This window comes from Sphingomonas sp., assembly GCF_041661825.1.
Lineage (GTDB): Bacteria > Pseudomonadota > Alphaproteobacteria > Sphingomonadales > Sphingomonadaceae > Sphingomonas.
Genome location: NZ_JBAZTU010000003.1, coordinates 140,958 through 154,797, shown reverse-complemented (window position 1 = coordinate 154,797; position 13,840 = coordinate 140,958). Strand labels below are relative to the sequence as shown.

17 protein-coding genes are annotated in these 13,840 nt (G+C 65.2%); 7 read left to right on the top strand and 10 right to left on the bottom strand.

Going from position 1 to position 13,840, the window contains the following annotated elements; genetic code table 11:
• Positions 1-94: 94 nt before the first annotated feature.
• A complete protein-coding gene (yaaA, locus tag WC729_RS13610; protein WP_372853608.1) occupies positions 95-847 on the top strand; it encodes a peroxide stress protein YaaA in 753 nt (250 codons plus the stop codon).
• Positions 844-1,533 carry an SDR family NAD(P)-dependent oxidoreductase gene (locus WC729_RS13605; protein WP_372853606.1) on the top strand — a complete coding sequence of 230 codons (690 nt, stop codon included), beginning with the start codon at positions 844-846 and terminating at the stop codon, positions 1,531-1,533. The genes yaaA and WC729_RS13605 overlap by 4 nt, the downstream gene beginning before the upstream one ends.
• 6 nt (positions 1,534-1,539) lie before the next feature.
• Here WC729_RS13605 and WC729_RS13600 read toward each other — a convergent pair whose 3' ends face one another.
• Complete coding sequence (locus tag WC729_RS13600; protein ID WP_372853604.1) at positions 1,540-1,959, bottom strand: hypothetical protein; 420 nt, start codon at positions 1,957-1,959, stop codon at positions 1,540-1,542.
• Positions 1,960-2,140: 181 nt separating this feature from the next.
• Between WC729_RS13600 and gyrA the strand changes: the two genes are divergently transcribed.
• Positions 2,141-4,921 carry a DNA gyrase subunit A gene (gyrA, locus tag WC729_RS13595; RefSeq protein ID WP_372853602.1) on the top strand — a complete coding sequence of 927 codons (2,781 nt, stop codon included), beginning with the start codon at positions 2,141-2,143 and terminating at the stop codon, positions 4,919-4,921.
• A 38-nt stretch (positions 4,922-4,959) separates the two neighbouring features.
• Here gyrA and WC729_RS13590 read toward each other — a convergent pair whose 3' ends face one another.
• Both WC729_RS13590 and WC729_RS13585 read right to left on the bottom strand, forming a co-directional pair.
• The gene (locus tag WC729_RS13590) at positions 4,960-5,499 is read right to left on the bottom strand and encodes a hypothetical protein (protein WP_372853600.1); all 540 of its coding nucleotides are present in this window, start codon (positions 5,497-5,499) and stop codon (positions 4,960-4,962) included.
• A gap of 28 nt (positions 5,500-5,527) precedes the next feature.
• Positions 5,528-7,279 carry a tetratricopeptide repeat protein gene (locus tag WC729_RS13585; protein WP_372853598.1) on the bottom strand — a complete coding sequence of 584 codons (1,752 nt, stop codon included), beginning with the start codon at positions 7,277-7,279 and terminating at the stop codon, positions 5,528-5,530.
• Positions 7,280-7,383: 104 nt separating this feature from the next.
• Between WC729_RS13585 and WC729_RS13580 the strand changes: the two genes are divergently transcribed.
• Both WC729_RS13580 and WC729_RS13575 read left to right on the top strand, forming a co-directional pair.
• Positions 7,384-7,728, top strand: coding sequence for a DUF952 domain-containing protein (locus tag WC729_RS13580; RefSeq protein WP_372853596.1), 345 nt, complete (start codon positions 7,384-7,386; stop codon positions 7,726-7,728).
• Positions 7,729-7,784: 56 nt separating this feature from the next.
• On the top strand, positions 7,785-8,348 hold the full coding sequence (locus tag WC729_RS13575) for a hypothetical protein (protein WP_372853594.1): 564 nt from the start codon (positions 7,785-7,787) through the stop codon (positions 8,346-8,348).
• Here the strand turns inward: WC729_RS13575 and WC729_RS13570 are convergent.
• From WC729_RS13570 to WC729_RS13540, 7 genes are all read right to left on the bottom strand, one after another.
• Complete coding sequence (locus WC729_RS13570; RefSeq protein ID WP_372853591.1) at positions 8,345-9,598, bottom strand: dicarboxylate/amino acid:cation symporter; 1,254 nt, start codon at positions 9,596-9,598, stop codon at positions 8,345-8,347. The genes WC729_RS13575 and WC729_RS13570 overlap by 4 nt on opposite strands.
• A 36-nt stretch (positions 9,599-9,634) precedes the next feature.
• The gene (locus WC729_RS13565; RefSeq protein WP_372853589.1) at positions 9,635-9,826 is read right to left on the bottom strand and encodes a hypothetical protein; all 192 of its coding nucleotides are present in this window, start codon (positions 9,824-9,826) and stop codon (positions 9,635-9,637) included.
• Positions 9,826-10,068, bottom strand: coding sequence for a hypothetical protein (locus tag WC729_RS13560; RefSeq protein ID WP_372853587.1), 243 nt, complete (start codon positions 10,066-10,068; stop codon positions 9,826-9,828). Before WC729_RS13560 ends, WC729_RS13565 begins: the two co-directional genes overlap by 1 nt.
• Before the next feature lie 81 nt (positions 10,069-10,149).
• Positions 10,150-10,536 carry a VOC family protein gene (locus WC729_RS13555; protein WP_372853585.1) on the bottom strand — a complete coding sequence of 129 codons (387 nt, stop codon included), beginning with the start codon at positions 10,534-10,536 and terminating at the stop codon, positions 10,150-10,152.
• Positions 10,537-10,554: 18 nt separating this feature from the next.
• The gene (locus WC729_RS13550; protein ID WP_372853583.1) at positions 10,555-10,986 is read right to left on the bottom strand and encodes a DUF488 family protein; all 432 of its coding nucleotides are present in this window, start codon (positions 10,984-10,986) and stop codon (positions 10,555-10,557) included.
• The gene (locus WC729_RS13545) at positions 10,961-11,626 is read right to left on the bottom strand and encodes a lysoplasmalogenase family protein (RefSeq protein WP_372853581.1); all 666 of its coding nucleotides are present in this window, start codon (positions 11,624-11,626) and stop codon (positions 10,961-10,963) included. Before WC729_RS13545 ends, WC729_RS13550 begins: the two co-directional genes overlap by 26 nt.
• Before the next feature lie 45 nt (positions 11,627-11,671).
• Positions 11,672-12,052: a VOC family protein gene (locus WC729_RS13540; protein ID WP_372853579.1), complete on the bottom strand. Its 381-nt coding sequence runs from the start codon at positions 12,050-12,052 to the stop codon at positions 11,672-11,674.
• Between the two features lie 122 nt (positions 12,053-12,174).
• On the opposite strand from WC729_RS13540, the gene WC729_RS13535 reads away from it, so the two are divergent.
• The gene (locus WC729_RS13535; RefSeq protein ID WP_372853577.1) at positions 12,175-12,963 is read left to right on the top strand and encodes a DUF3658 domain-containing protein; all 789 of its coding nucleotides are present in this window, start codon (positions 12,175-12,177) and stop codon (positions 12,961-12,963) included.
• A 58-nt stretch (positions 12,964-13,021) separates the two neighbouring features.
• Positions 13,022-13,570, top strand: a complete 549-nt coding sequence (locus tag WC729_RS13530) for a GbsR/MarR family transcriptional regulator (RefSeq protein ID WP_372853575.1) — start codon at positions 13,022-13,024, stop codon at positions 13,568-13,570.
• Positions 13,571-13,840: the final 270 nt, after the last annotated feature.

Here is a 13,840-nt window from a genome sequence, read left to right as displayed (position 1 = left end):
ACGCTGCTTTAACGCCTTCGGATCCCTCGCCCGCTCCGTGGCCCCCGCTCCATGGCCTTTGACTCACGCGCGACCCAGCGACTAGGCGCGGCGGGTGATTGCCCTGCTCTCCCCCGCCAAGACCCTCGACTATGAACGGCCTCTGCCGCCGGTCGACGCCACCTCGCCGCGTTTCGCCGCGGAGGCGAGCTCCCTCGCTGCATCGGCCGCCAATCTCAGCCAGAAGCGCCTGGCCGAGCTGATGGACATCTCGAAGAAGCTCGCCAAGCTCAATGCCGACCGCTTCGCCGGCTTCGACGCCCAGCCGGAGCGCCCCGCGCTCTACGCCTTTGCCGGCGACGTCTATCTCGGCTTCGAGGCGCGGACCCTGGACGAATCGGGCGTGGCCTTCGCGCAGGATCATGTGCGCATGCTGTCCGGCCTGTACGGGCTGCTTCGCCCGCTCGATTCGATGCGGCCTTACCGGCTCGAAATGGGCACGCGCTGGGCGCCGCGCCGCAAGAATCTCTATGACTGGTGGGGCGATCGCATCGCCCAGGCCGTGCGCGACGATGTCGCGGCGGAAGGGTCGGGCGTGGTGCTCAACCTCGCCAGCCAGGAATATTTCCATGCCGTCGCCGACAAGCTCCAGGGCCTGCGCGTGATCCATGTCGATTTCCGCGAACCCGGCCCCGACGGCCCCCGCTTCGTCAGCTTCCACGCGAAAAAGGCGCGCGGCATGATGGCCCGCTGGCTGTGCGAGCACCGCATCACCGACACCGAATCGATGAAGGGCTTCGACAGCGCCGGCTATCGATTCGACGCAGCGCCGAGCGAGCCCGATCACTGGCGATTCGTCCGCGCATGAGCGGCAGCGCGGTCGTTTTCGGCGCATCGGGCGGCATCGGTGGCGGCTTGCGCGAAGCGCTGGAGGACGAAGGCGCGTTCGATACCGTGCATGCCTTCTCGCGCAGCGGCACCGGCACCGATCTGACCGACGAAGCCAGCATCGCGGACGCCGCGGCGATCGTCGCCAAAGGACCTGCGCCGAGCTTGGTCATCGTTGCAACCGGCCTGCTGCATGAAAACGGGAACGGCCCGGAAAAGGCGATGCAGGAACTGGACCCGGCATGGCTCGCCCGCAATTTCGCAGTGAACACGATCGGCCCGGCGTTGGTCGCGAAGCATTTCCTGCCGCTGATGTCGCGCACCGGCCGCACTGTGTTTGCGGTCCTGTCGGCCCGGATCGGCAGCATCGCCGACAACAAGCTCGGCGGCTGGTACGGCTATCGCGCCTCCAAGGCGGCGCTCAACATGATGGTCCGCACGCTCGCCATCGAGGAAAAGCGCCGCAACGATCGTTCGATCGTCGTCGCGCTGCACCCGGGCACCGTCGACACGGATTTGTCGCGCCCGTTCCGCGGCAATGCCGCGCCGGGTACCCTGTTCGACCCATCGCGCGCGGCGGTTCAGCTGCTCGACGTGATCGACAGCCTCAAGGCACCCGACACCGGCAAGCACTTCGCCTGGGACGGCGCCGAGGTCGCGCCCTGATCCTTTTCAAAGATTCTCCGCGCTGTCCCGGATCCGGAACTGTCCCCAGCCCCTGCCCACACCGCTCGAACCCTCGCTCTCCACCGTATAGACGATCCCGTGCTGGATTCCGCGCGACGGCATGATCACGCGGTAGCAGCGGGGCGTGCGGTTGAAGGTCAGGGGAAAATGCAGGGGTTCGGGGTTCGCGCAGCCGGGGCTGTCCAGCGCCTGCTCGATCCGCCACACCAGTTGCTCGCCCTCGCGAACCTCGATCTCGCGTGCCGTTTCGATATTGTCCTTTTTCCTGAACGGCCAGGACCCCTTGCCCTTGCTGCTGAAAACGAGGTCGCGTCCCACGATCGTCGCAGCAATGGTGAAAGGCGCTGGCGAGCACCCCGCCAACGACAGCAACAACATGGCGACGATCGGTCCACAGGTGCGCATCGGCCCTCTCCCCTGAGCCGCGACAATAGGCCTCACAAACTCCCACTGTGCAAGTAGGATTTGAGCGCTCTCACGCGTGCGTACGCGCGCACGCGTGTCATGCACGCGCGTGACAAATGCGGCCGGCCCCGCTAGAACCGTCATCCAACAGACACATAAACTTTCCGAAAGATTCGAAAACTTGACCGACGAGACACTCCTCGCCGACCCTTCCGATATTTCACCGATCTCGATCGTCGACGAGATGCGCTCGAGCTATCTCGATTACGCGATGAGCGTGATCGTCAGCCGTGCGCTGCCGGACGTGCGCGACGGGCTGAAACCGGTGCATCGCCGCATTCTCTTCGCCAGCCAGGAAGGCGGCTTCGTCCCCGGCCGGCCGTATCGCAAATGCGCCAAGATCGTCGGCGACGTGATGGGCAATTACCATCCGCACGGCGACAGCTCGATCTACATGGCGCTCGCCCGCCTCGCCCAGGATTGGGCGATGCGGGTAATGCTGATGGACGGCCAGGGCAATTTCGGATCGATGGATCCGGATATGCCCGCGTCGATGCGCTACACCGAAGCGCGGCTGACCAAGGCGGCGATGGCCCTGCTCGAGGATATCGAGAAGGACACGGTCGATTTCGCGCCCAACTATGACGGCTCGCGCGAAGAGCCGACCGTGCTCCCGGCACGCTTCCCCAACATCCTGGTCAACGGCGCCGGCGGCATCGCGGTCGGCATGGCGACCAACATCCCGCCGCACAATCTCGGCGAAGTGGTCGATGCCTGCCTTGCCTATATCGAGCGCTCGCTCGACGGCGGCGATGCGATCACGATCGACGAACTGATGGAAATCGTGCCCGGTCCGGATTTCCCGACCGGCGGCATCATCCTCGGCCGCGCCGGCTGCAAGGGCGCCTATCATGAGGGCCGCGGCTCGATCATGGTGCGCTCGCGCCACATCGTCGAGGAAGGGCGAGGCGACAAGCGTTCGATCGTGCTCACCGAGATTCCCTACCAGACCGGCAAGAACGCCCTGGTCGAGAAGATCGCCGAGGCCGCCAAGGACAAGCGGATCGAGGGCATTTCGGACATCCGCGACGAATCGAACCGTCACGGCGTGCGGATCGTCATCGACCTGAAGCGCGACGCGACTGCCGAAGTCGTGCTCAACCAACTCTGGCGCCACACGCCCGCGCAGTCGAGCTTCCCGGCCAACATGCTCGCCATCCGTGGCGGCCGGCCCGAAACGCTCAACCTGCGCGACATCATCGAGGCCTTCGTCAAGTTCCGCGAAGAGGTCATCACCCGCCGCTCGAAGTTCGAGCTGGCCAAGGCACGCGAGCGCGCGCACATCTTGCTCGGCCTGGTGGTCGCGACCACCAATCTCGACGAGATGGTGAAGATCATCCGCGGCTCGTCCAGCCCGCCCGTCGCCCGCGCCGCGCTGATGGCGCGCGAATGGCCGATCGCCGAGATCGCGCCGTACATCAAGCTGGTCGAAGCCGTCGAAAAGGAGATCGAGGGCGACGTCTATCGCCTGTCCGACATCCAGGTCCGCGCTATCCTCGACCTGCGCCTGCACCGCCTCACCGCGCTCGGCCGCGACGAGATCGGCGAAGAGCTCAAGACGCTCGCCGAATCGATCACCGAACTGCTCTCGATCCTCGGCGACCGGGCGAAACTCTACGGCGTGATGAAGGACGAGCTTGCCGCCGTGCGCCTCGCCTTCGCCACCCCGCGCAAGACCGAGATCGCCGCCGCCGCCGATGGCATCGACGACGAGGATTTGATCGAGCGCGAGGACATGGTCGTGACCGTGACCATGCAGGGGTACATCAAGCGCACCACGCTCGACACCTTCCGCGCGCAGCGCCGCGGCGGCAAGGGCCGCGCCGGCATGGCGACCAAGGAAGAGGATATCGTCACCGAATTGTTCGTGACGAGCACCCACACCCCGGTGCTGTTCTTCTCGACCGCGGGGAAAGTCTATCGCATGAAGGTCTGGCGCCTGCCCGAGGGCGGCGCCGCCACCCGCGGCCGGCCGATGATCAACCTGCTCCCGCTGGCCGAGGGCGAGACGATCTCGACCGTGCTCGCGCTGCCCGAGGACGAGGCGGAATGGGGCAAGCTCCATGTCATGTTCGCGACTGCCAAGGGCACGGTCCGCCGCAACTCGATGGATGCGTTCACCAACGTGCCCACCAACGGCAAGATCGCGATGCGCTTCGATGACGAGAGCGACGACCGGCTGATCGGCGTCGCGCTGCTCACCGAAGAGGACGACGTCCTGCTCGCCACCCGGCAGGGCAAGGCGATCCGCTTCGCCGGCGACGATGTGCGCGAGTTCCAGAGCCGCACCTCGACCGGTGTGCGCGGCATGACCCTGAAGGACGGCGACGAAGTGATGTCGCTGTCGGTGCTGCACCGCGTCGGCACCAGCCAGGAGGAGCGCGAGGCCTATCTCCGCTTCGCGCCCTGGAAGCCGGAAAAGGAAGGCGAGCCCGACATGGAGCAGGCGCGCTTCGAGGAGTTGGCGGCGCGCGAGCAGTTCATCCTGACGGTCTGCTCCAACGGATACGGCAAGCTATCGAGCGCCTATGAATATCGCCGCACCAATCGCGGCGGCCAGGGCATCACCAATATCGACAATATCGCCCGCAACGGCCCGGTGGTCGCCAGCTTCCCGGCGTCGAAGGGCCATCAGCTGATGCTGGTGACCGATCAGGCCAAGCTGATCCGCATGTCGCTCGGCGACCTGCGTGTCATCGGCCGCGGCTCGGCCGGCGTGAAGCTGTTCGATGTCGGCAAGAACGAGCATGTCGTCTCCGCCGCCCGCATCGAGGAAACCGAGGAAGAGGCCGAGATCGACCTGTCCGACGGCCCGGTCGCCGGCGCGCCCACGCCTGATGGCGACACGAGCGAGGATCTCGCCGATGGCGGCGAGGATTCCGCTCCCGACAGCGAAGCGTAAAACTACCTCCCCTCCCGTTTACGGGAGTGGAATTGGAGTTACGCCCCAGCCTTGGTCTTCTCCACGCAGTCGATGATCGCTGCGTGGGCCAGGCCCTTCATCTGGAAATCGACTGCGCCGAAATCCTTGCCGTCGAACTTGATCCGTGCGGTCTTCGCGTCCTTCAGCATCGCCAGGGCAGCATCGGACGCAGGACCTGCTCCCCACCCGGCCCAGGCGCTGTCGTTGAACCCGCTCTCGTAGCCGCCCGACCGGGAAGTCGTGGTCTTCCCCGTGTCGAACGTCACCGTCATCGGGAAATTGGCTTCCGATGACGCCATTTCCTGCGCCTTGGGCCAGCCATTGACGAGGATGCTCGCCCCGAAATTCCCGTCGCGCACGCGGACGCTGAAGCGGACCTGAGTCGGCGTGTCGCTGCCCGGCAGGTTCGGCCCGGGGAAATCCACCCAGCAGCCGCCATTCCCGGATCCCGGCGTGAACCGGTACTGGATACCCTGCCCGGCGTTGACCGGCGCGAGCGCCAGGGCAAGCGCAAGGGCGCCGAGCGTGCCGGTCGCCGTCAAAATCCTGTTCTTCATGTCCGTCATCCCCTGTTCGAGCCTTGGTTCAGCAATAATGGTTCGAAGCCGGGCAGGCCGTGGTCGAGCCCGACAGGTAATTGATCCGTTGGTTCCAGTTGCTGTTGTCGATGATCGACGCGACGCTGTTGGTGGAGGACGGGCTGTACGTGGTGGACGGCGCCGACCAGCTCGGCTTCCAGTTGGCCATCGCATCGGCCCAGGTGGCGCGGCGCGTGCGCATCGCCTCCTCCATCGCCTTGGCGCGCCGGGCATTCTCCTGCCGCACTGGCTCGAGCCGCATCGACCGGTAGATCGCACCCGCCATCTCGCTGCCGCGCGTCGCCGCGATCAGCATGTATTTCTCGCCCTTGGCGCGGTCCTCGGCGATGCCGTCGCCATACCAATAGGCCATGCCCATATAGATGGCGGCCTCGACATGGCCGACGCGCGCGGCATTCTCGAACAGGATCAGCCCGTCCTTCTGCCGCGACAGGTCGAACATGCCCGGCAGCCCGTAATAGAGCCAGCCGCCGAGCATCCACTGCGCGTCCTCATTGCCCTCCTGCATCAGCCGGATGACGGCATTGACCCCGACCGTCTTGTCGCCACCATCGACCGCCGCCTTGGCGAGGCGAAGCTGGTCGGCGACGGGCAGCGACGGATCGATCGGCGGAATGCGCGAGCGCATCCCCGAATCCCCGGCGAGCAGCCCCTTGGCCAGGGTGCAGCCCTCGCCATCGCCAAGCCGGCAGGCCTTGTCGTTCAGCGAGAAGGCGACGGCGTTGTCCGGATTGACGACGATCCCGCTGCTATAGGCGACCGACAAATAGCTGCAGGCCGGCCCGTAATTCAGGTCGCAGCCGCGGCGGAGATAATAGAGCCCCTCCTCCATCGTCGTCGTCGCCCCGGACACCACGGACAGGCCGATCCGCCCGAGATGATTGCAGGCCATCCCATCCCCGGCGTTGCACGACGCATCGAGATAATCCTCGCCCTTGTTGAGCGACGCCTTGTCGCCGGGCCGCGCCAGGCTGATCCCGTAGAGCGTACACAACCGCAGCCGGTCGCCCTGCCCCTGCGTACAGCCGGTCCGCGCATAACCCACCGACCGCACCGCATCCTTCGCCACGCCCCAGCCCTCGCGATAGGCATCGGCCAGCCCCATGCACCCCCAGGCGCGCTTCGCGGTGCAGGCCTTGTCGAACATCGGCAGCGCTTCCGCCCTCGCGGCGGCATCCTTCCGCTCATAGAACAGCGCATTCGCCTTCAACCGGCACCCGTCGTCAGCCCCGGAGGCGCAGGCGGTATCGATCAACTGCGCCGATCGCCCGTCCGCCTTGCCCGCGCTCGCCATGCTCTCGGCCAAAGCAGCGCACGCGCCCTGATCCTTCAGGGCGATGCAGCCGCGATCCGCCATCTTCTGCGCCAGATCGAGATTGACGAAAGTCGCGCTGCCGTCGCGGAAGATCGTCGCGGCGCGGGTACAGGCGGAAGCCACGCCCATCTCGCACGACTTCATCCAATAAGCGATCGATACGCGCATATCGGGCGCCATCTCGCCCGACCCCTTCTCGAACGCCTGGGCCAGCCGCACGCAGTCGGCCGCCTTGCCCGCCATGCAGTCGCGGTGCCATTTGATCGTCACGCCCCATAATTTGTAGGGCATGTTCTGCTTGCCGTTGAACAGGAAGGAGTCGCGCCGCTCGTCGTAGCGCGAGGGCAGCTTCTCCGCCGCGAGCGCGGACGGCAGCGCCAGCGCGCCGACCAGCAGGCCAAGCATGGCGATCAACCCCCGCATCCCGCATCTCCCTCTTTCCGGCCCGTTCACCGTGAAAAGGAACATAGCGTTGCGCGGTTCGTCGGGTGACTTACAAATCCGGTTAGCTTTGCAAAGGGAATCGCATGACGGCACTGACGGCGTACAAGGTCCTGACAGCCGACCAGATGGCGCTGCTCGAAACCGGCAGCTTCGCCGGTGCGCCGATCGACCTGGCCGACGGCTATATCCACCTCTCCACCGCGCAGCAGCTCGACGAAACGGTCGACAAGCATTTCGCCGGCCGGGCCGATCTCCACATCGCCGCGGTCGACCTCGCGGCGCAGGGCGACACGCTGAAATGGGAGCCGTCACGCGGCGGCCAGCTTTTCCCGCACATCTACGGCCCGCTGCTGCTCGAAACGGTGCTCGCCTATGGTCCGATCGAACGCGACGATCAGGGCAAGGTGAAGCTGCCCGTTACGGGCTGATCCCCAAGCGCGGCCCGTCCATTGCGCACCACCCGAAGTCAGCGCATGTTTGCCGCATGATCTTGCGGCTCATCAGTCTCTCGCTCGCTTTCGCCGTGCCCGCCAGCGCGACTTCGGTCGCCGCCATCCGGCCGCACCAGCCCGCCTTTGCCTGCAGCGCGCTGGCGAACCTGCTCCAGGGACTCGCGACCGCCAAGCGCCCTCAGCTCGGCGGCCTGCTGGTCGGGGTCCAGGTCTCGACCGACGAACTGGGGTCGGTGCAATGGGAAGAATGGGAGGCGCTGGCCGCCAGCCTGCGCACGCATAATGGCAAGCCCGACCAGCATCCGATGCGCCTCGAATCGTTGCGCCGCATCGACGACCGGCAAGACAAGACGTCCGCTTTCTATGTCGCGACGATCGAACGCGACCGATGGGAGCTCGAACGGTATATGGGCGATGACGGCCTGTTGATGCCCATTTTCGAACCCGACCCGCATTTCGAACCGCGACGGGAGTTCTGGATCGTCGGTTTCCTCGGCAACCGGATCGTCAATTTGCGGGAAGCGGACGAGCTTTACCGGATCGCCTCCGGCGAAGACCGGCTGGATTGCCGCGGCCCCCTGCCCGGGCGACTCTAATCCTCACCCGGCGGCGCGACGATCGCCGCCACCGCCACATCCGCCGTCACGTTTGCCACCGTCCGGAACATGTCCGGGATGGTGTCGACCGCCAACAGGATCGGCAGCAGCTCCAGCGGTGCGCCCAGGGCAAGCGCCGTCGGCGTCGCCGCCGCAAAGAAGCTGACCGCGCCCGGCATGCCGATCACGACCAAAGTCGACAGCACCGCCAGCGGGATCGCGATCAGGATCTTGGCCAGGGGCACGTCCACCCCGACCATCCACGCCATCGCCAGTCCGAACAGCAACGACCCGGACGGCGCGGTCACCTTGAACACCGCCACCGCCAGCGGCAGGATCACGCCGGCGTCGCGGTCGCTGATGCCGACCCGCTCGGCACTGACCAGCATCGCCGGCAAGGTCGCGATCGAGGATTGCGTGCCCGCCGCGACGGCCTGGGCGGGCGCAACCGCGCGGGCAAAGCGCCACAAGGGCACGCCACCCGGCCAGCGCGCCAGGCCATAACAGATCGCCGCCAGCACCAGCGCCAGCACGATCTGGACCAGGATATAATGCCCGAGCGCCAGCGCCGCGCCGACCCCTGCCGTTGCGCCGATCGCGAGCGCGAGCGCGAAGATGCCGATCGGCGCCACGCGCAGCACCCACCCGACCACGACGATCATCGCATCGCCAAGCCCGCGGAACGGCTCGAGCGTCGCCTTCGCCCGCCCGCGCTCCACCCGGCTCAAGGCAAGCCCGAGCACCAGTGCGAACACGACCAAAGGCACGATCGCGCCTTGCGCGGCGGAGGCGATGACATTCACCGGCACCATCGCGCTGATCGCCTCGGCGGTCGACGGGATCGCCGGCGGCGCGCTCGCGGGAAAATTGGCGCGCAGCCCCGCCACGGTCTCGGCTGATATCGGGAACAACGCCAGCAGCGGCGGTACCAGCAACGCGGCTACCACTGCGGACAACAGCAGGAACCCCGCGAGCACCAGCGGCAAGCGCGCGCCGATTCGCGCCGCCGGGCCATCATCCGCCGTCGCCAGATCGGCCACCCCCGTCACCACCAGCGCAAAGACCAGCGGCACGATCGTCATGCGCAGGCAATCGAGCCATAGTCCGCCGATCAGCCGCATCGCATCGATCACGGCCGGCCGGCCGGTGCCGATCAGCACCCCGGCGGCAAAGCCGAAGACCAGCGCCAGCAACATCCAGCCGGGCCCGGGAATGGCCGTCCGCAACGCACGCAATCGAGCAATCACCACCGGCACATTCCCATTATCAGGCCCGCGATCCGCGTTTCAGGCCCAGTCGTCGGTCCAGCGCGGCCATTTCGCAAAGGCCATGAACCAGAGCAGCGCCGGAAAGGTCAGGAAGTTGAGATAGGGCACGATGGTCAACAGGCCGATTGCGGGAGAATATCCCATCTTCCGGCAAATGAGCGACATGCAGATCGCCGTATAGGCGAAGATGACCAGGGAAATGAGCAGCATCAGCGATACCCCTCGGGCTCGTTCGGCCAGTTGGAGAAAGCGAGCACGCTGAGCATCGCCAGGATTCCCACGAGCGGCACCGCAAGCAGCGCGATCAGCCCGCGGTGAAGTCCCGCGCGCTGGAGGATTCGGTAAAAGGGAATGCCGCAGATCCCGATCGGGACCAGCCAGAACAGCAGCAGGATAAAACCCGCGACCGCGAACATGTTCGGCGCGCCCGCCGCAAGTGTCGATGGTTCCATGATTCCTCCCCCGAAGTGCGTGGAACATGACAGAGCAACGGCGAAAGGCAAGCCGGGTTGCATTGGGCCTTTACGGCCGGATCATTCCGGCCGGTGACAGACCGCCTCGACATTGATCCCGTCGGGATCGAGCACGAACGCGCCGTAGTAATTGGGGTGGTAATGCGCGCGGATGCCGGGCGCGCCATTGTCCTTGCCGCCGGCGCCCATCGCCGCTTCGTAGAACGCATCGACCTCCGCGCGAGTGTCGGCCGCGAAGGCGATATGGATGCCCGCCCCCTTCGGCCCGCCATTGCCGACCCAGAAGCTGGGCTTGCCCGGTTTGCCCAGGCCGATGCCATGATAGCCGCCGCTTTCTTCCGGCGTCACCTCCATCACCAGCCCGATCCCCATCGGCGCGAGCGCTGCCTCGTAGAACCGACGGGAAGCGTCGAAGTCCGACGCGGCGATGCCCATATGGTCGATCATGGTTTGTCCTTTCAGGGGTCAGGCGAACAGGTCCACAACTTCCGCGTCTCCCCCAACCGCCTCCAGCAACAAGGTGCGGTGGCACACACAAGGATCGCGCTCGAAACAAAGCAGCGCGCTCGGCTTCTCCGCCGCCAGATCCAGCATCTGCGCTGCCTGGGCCTGCGCTTCGGGCAGTTCGAGCTGCCCCTCGTAAACCTCTTCCAGCGTCGCCCGGTCGCCCTTCTTCGCCGCGTCCCGACCCCGCTTGGGTGTGCCGAGCGCCTTCAGATGGACATAACCGATCCCCGCATCGAGCAACGACGCGGCAAGCGATGATTTGGAGAAGCCCGGCCGCCGCGACAGCGGCAGCGCCCGCACGTCGATCACCCGTTCCACGCCAGCGCCTTTCAGCGCGGCGAGGAAATCGGCCATCGTCGTGCCTTCATAGCCGATGGTGAAGATCTTCATTGCGCTTCCTCGCTTCGAGGGTTCTCAGCACGCCGTACGCGATCAGCGTCTGGCCGCCGAGATAGAGCGGCCAGATTGCGTAGGCGGTCACGATCGAGCCCTTCAACGGCCCGAGCTCGGCAAAGATCAACAGGTCGGACACGACGAACATCAGCGCGCCGGCGGCGACGAGCGTCCGCGGGAACCGGCTGTACCAGGCAGCGCCCGCCATGCTGCCCAGCCCGACGGCATAGAAGGTCGCGCCGATATCGTGGGTGAGGACGAAAGCGATGGCGGGAACCACCAGGGCAATCACGATCGCCACCGCTCCGCCCTCGTTCCGGCGATTCGACAGATAGAGCAGGATCGAGACCAGATGCCCCGCCAGGAAAGCCACCCCGCCGATCACGATGCCGGAGGTTTCCAGCACCACATCGCCCAACGTACCCAGCGCCAGCAGCGCCGTGAGCAGCCAGCCATTGCGGTCGCGCGCGGCAAGCGCTGCGCAGAGCGTCAGCAACCCGACGCACATGCCCTTCCACGCAACGAAAAGAGCGCCGGACAGCCCCATATGGCTGGCCACCCAGAAGGTCACACCCGCGAGGATCGCGGCCGGAAAGAGCCAGAAGTTGGGGAATGGCGGTGTTTTGGTCTCGGTCATCGCAACGGTATTGCGCCCCGCGAAGCATCGCGCAATCCGTCCGCCTCATCCGGGCAGATGGCAGACCGCCTCGACATTGATCCCGTCCGGGTCAAACACGAACGCCGCATAATAATTCGGATGATACTGCGCCCTGATGCCCGGCGCGCCATTGTCCTTGCCGCCTGCCGCCATCGCCGCTTCGTAAAATCCATCGACCTGCGCCCGCGACGAAGCCCGGAACGCGACATGCGTGCCCTCGCCCGGCTGCTCATTGTCGGCGAAGACGAAGAAAGGCTCGCTGTCGCCCATCATCACCGCGGTGCCGCCGGCCTCGTTCTCGTCTATGACCTCCAGCACGGTGATGCCGAGCGGCGCCAGCGCGGCTTCGTAAAAGGCCCGCGACCTGGCAAAATCCGTCACCGCCAAACCGATATGATCGAGCATGCTGTACTCCTCTCCCGTGTTGGTCGCGGTACAACGCAGGGCAGCGATCGGCTTTCCGCCCTTAAGGCCCGATTGAGGAAATCGAGCGTATCAGTTCGGATCGGGTGCCGGGACACGACCAGATGATCCATGTTCTCTTCAATTCGTCAGCGGCGGGCACGCTGCGGCAAGTTTTGTCTGATCGAGGTGTTCGGCAAAAGGTCGTCGATCTGACGGACGTGCTCGACTGGGGACCGATCTCGAGCGGCAATTTCGAGGATCGAGAGGCCTGGTTCGATCATCACATCCCGAGCAGTAACGTCGGGTGGAACTGGATCGCCGAACACGTCGCCGAATTCCGGAGAAAACTTGCCGCCGATGCCGACCGACTGATCTGGATCGCACCCCGCTCGGCAGCAGATCAATCAGGATTATACTGGTTTCTGGCGCAGTTCGGCGCAGCCGACGCGCGGATGATCGTGGCCGACTATCCGCTTCATGATGCATGGCGCGGCGAGCCACCCGATAGTCTCGGCGGACTCCAGCCGGAGGCAATCGGCGAACTTCTGGATGGGTGTCCCCGGGTGGCGCTGGGTAAAGCGCGCTTTCCCGTAGATCGGTGGAAGACCCTGATGGCCGAAGATACGCTTGTTCGCGTAGTGGAAGACGGCGTGCTCAATAGCGCTCCAGACGATTATTTCGATCGTTTCCTCCTTTCGCGTTGTTCGAACGAATGGACAAAATGGAGACGCGTCATAGGCGACGCCATTGTCGAGGCCTGGGATTTCGGCCTCAACCCCTGCGATGCGCTGATGCATTGGCGTCTTCGCGAACTGGTGGGGCGAAAAGAGGTTGCCTGCGATGGCGAGCTTCCCCTCTATTATACAACGCCTGCGAGAGAAGTAAGGGTTCGTCGCATCACGGCTGGCTGAGTCATTGACGGCGCCACCAATATCTCGTATTTCTGTTTTTACAGAAAAAGAGAAACACATGACCCTCACCGATCATCCCGACGTCAAGGCCTTCATCCTCCATTGGGGGGAGATGGGCACGCAATGGGGCGTCAACCGGTCGGTCGCGCAGATCCACGCCCTGCTCTATCTCTCCGACCGGCCGATCGATGCCGAGGCGATCGTCGAGGCGCTCGGCCTTGCCCGGTCTAACGTCTCGACCGGCCTGAAGGAACTCCAGGGCTATGGCATCGTCCGCCGCGTCCATGTCGAGGGCGACCGGCGCGACCATTTCGTGGCGGAAACCGATCTGTGGGAAATGCTGATGCGCATCACCGCCGAGCGCAAGCGCCGCGAGATCGATCCCACCCTCGCGCTGCTCGCCGAACTGTCCGAGCGGATGAAGAACGACAAGGCCGCGCCCGCCTATGTCCGCGAGCGTGTGACGCGCATGCATGAATTCATCTCGACGCTCGGAGGCTGGTACGACCAGGTCCGCACTTTGCCCAAGCCGACGCTCGTTACCTTGATGAAGCTCGGCAGCAAGGTCGCTCGTTTCATCCCGGGCGCCAAGGCCAAGGCGGATTAAAGTGAAAAGCACCTGGCCATTCTTTCCTCTCCAGTGGGAGTTTTGCCTGCAGTCAGGTCAATCATGCCCCCGGCATGTTGAGAAATGCCCGGGGGGCATTTCGACCTGACTGCAGGCAAAACTGATACGAAAGCTTGGCAGCTTGCTGCCTAACTGAAGTTGGAGAGGGGCTCCGGGAGCCATCGATAGCTCCCGGAGCCCCGCACCAACTTCGACTGGATCGCTACGCTCTCAAGTCTCCATATCCTCTCCCCCTGGAGAGGGCGAAGG

Coding starts and splice junctions, on each gene's coding strand:
- WC729_RS13605 (WP_372853606.1), top strand. CDS start 844: ATGAGCGGCAGCGCGGTCGTTTTCGGCGCATCGGGCGGCATCGGTGGC.
- WC729_RS13600 (WP_372853604.1), bottom strand. CDS start 1,959: ATGCGCACCTGTGGACCGATCGTCGCCATGTTGTTGCTGTCGTTGGCG.
- WC729_RS13590 (WP_372853600.1), bottom strand. CDS start 5,499: ATGAAGAACAGGATTTTGACGGCGACCGGCACGCTCGGCGCCCTTGCG.
- WC729_RS13585 (WP_372853598.1), bottom strand. CDS start 7,279: ATGCGGGGGTTGATCGCCATGCTTGGCCTGCTGGTCGGCGCGCTGGCG.
- WC729_RS13580 (WP_372853596.1), top strand. CDS start 7,384: ATGACGGCACTGACGGCGTACAAGGTCCTGACAGCCGACCAGATGGCG.
- WC729_RS13575 (WP_372853594.1), top strand. CDS start 7,785: ATGATCTTGCGGCTCATCAGTCTCTCGCTCGCTTTCGCCGTGCCCGCC.
- WC729_RS13565 (WP_372853589.1), bottom strand. CDS start 9,826: ATGCTGCTCATTTCCCTGGTCATCTTCGCCTATACGGCGATCTGCATG.
- WC729_RS13560 (WP_372853587.1), bottom strand. CDS start 10,068: ATGGAACCATCGACACTTGCGGCGGGCGCGCCGAACATGTTCGCGGTC.
- WC729_RS13555 (WP_372853585.1), bottom strand. CDS start 10,536: ATGATCGACCATATGGGCATCGCCGCGTCGGACTTCGACGCTTCCCGT.
- WC729_RS13550 (WP_372853583.1), bottom strand. CDS start 10,986: ATGAAGATCTTCACCATCGGCTATGAAGGCACGACGATGGCCGATTTC.
- WC729_RS13545 (WP_372853581.1), bottom strand. CDS start 11,626: ATGACCGAGACCAAAACACCGCCATTCCCCAACTTCTGGCTCTTTCCG.
- WC729_RS13540 (WP_372853579.1), bottom strand. CDS start 12,052: ATGCTCGATCATATCGGTTTGGCGGTGACGGATTTTGCCAGGTCGCGG.
- WC729_RS13535 (WP_372853577.1), top strand. CDS start 12,175: ATGATCCATGTTCTCTTCAATTCGTCAGCGGCGGGCACGCTGCGGCAA.
- WC729_RS13530 (WP_372853575.1), top strand. CDS start 13,022: ATGACCCTCACCGATCATCCCGACGTCAAGGCCTTCATCCTCCATTGG.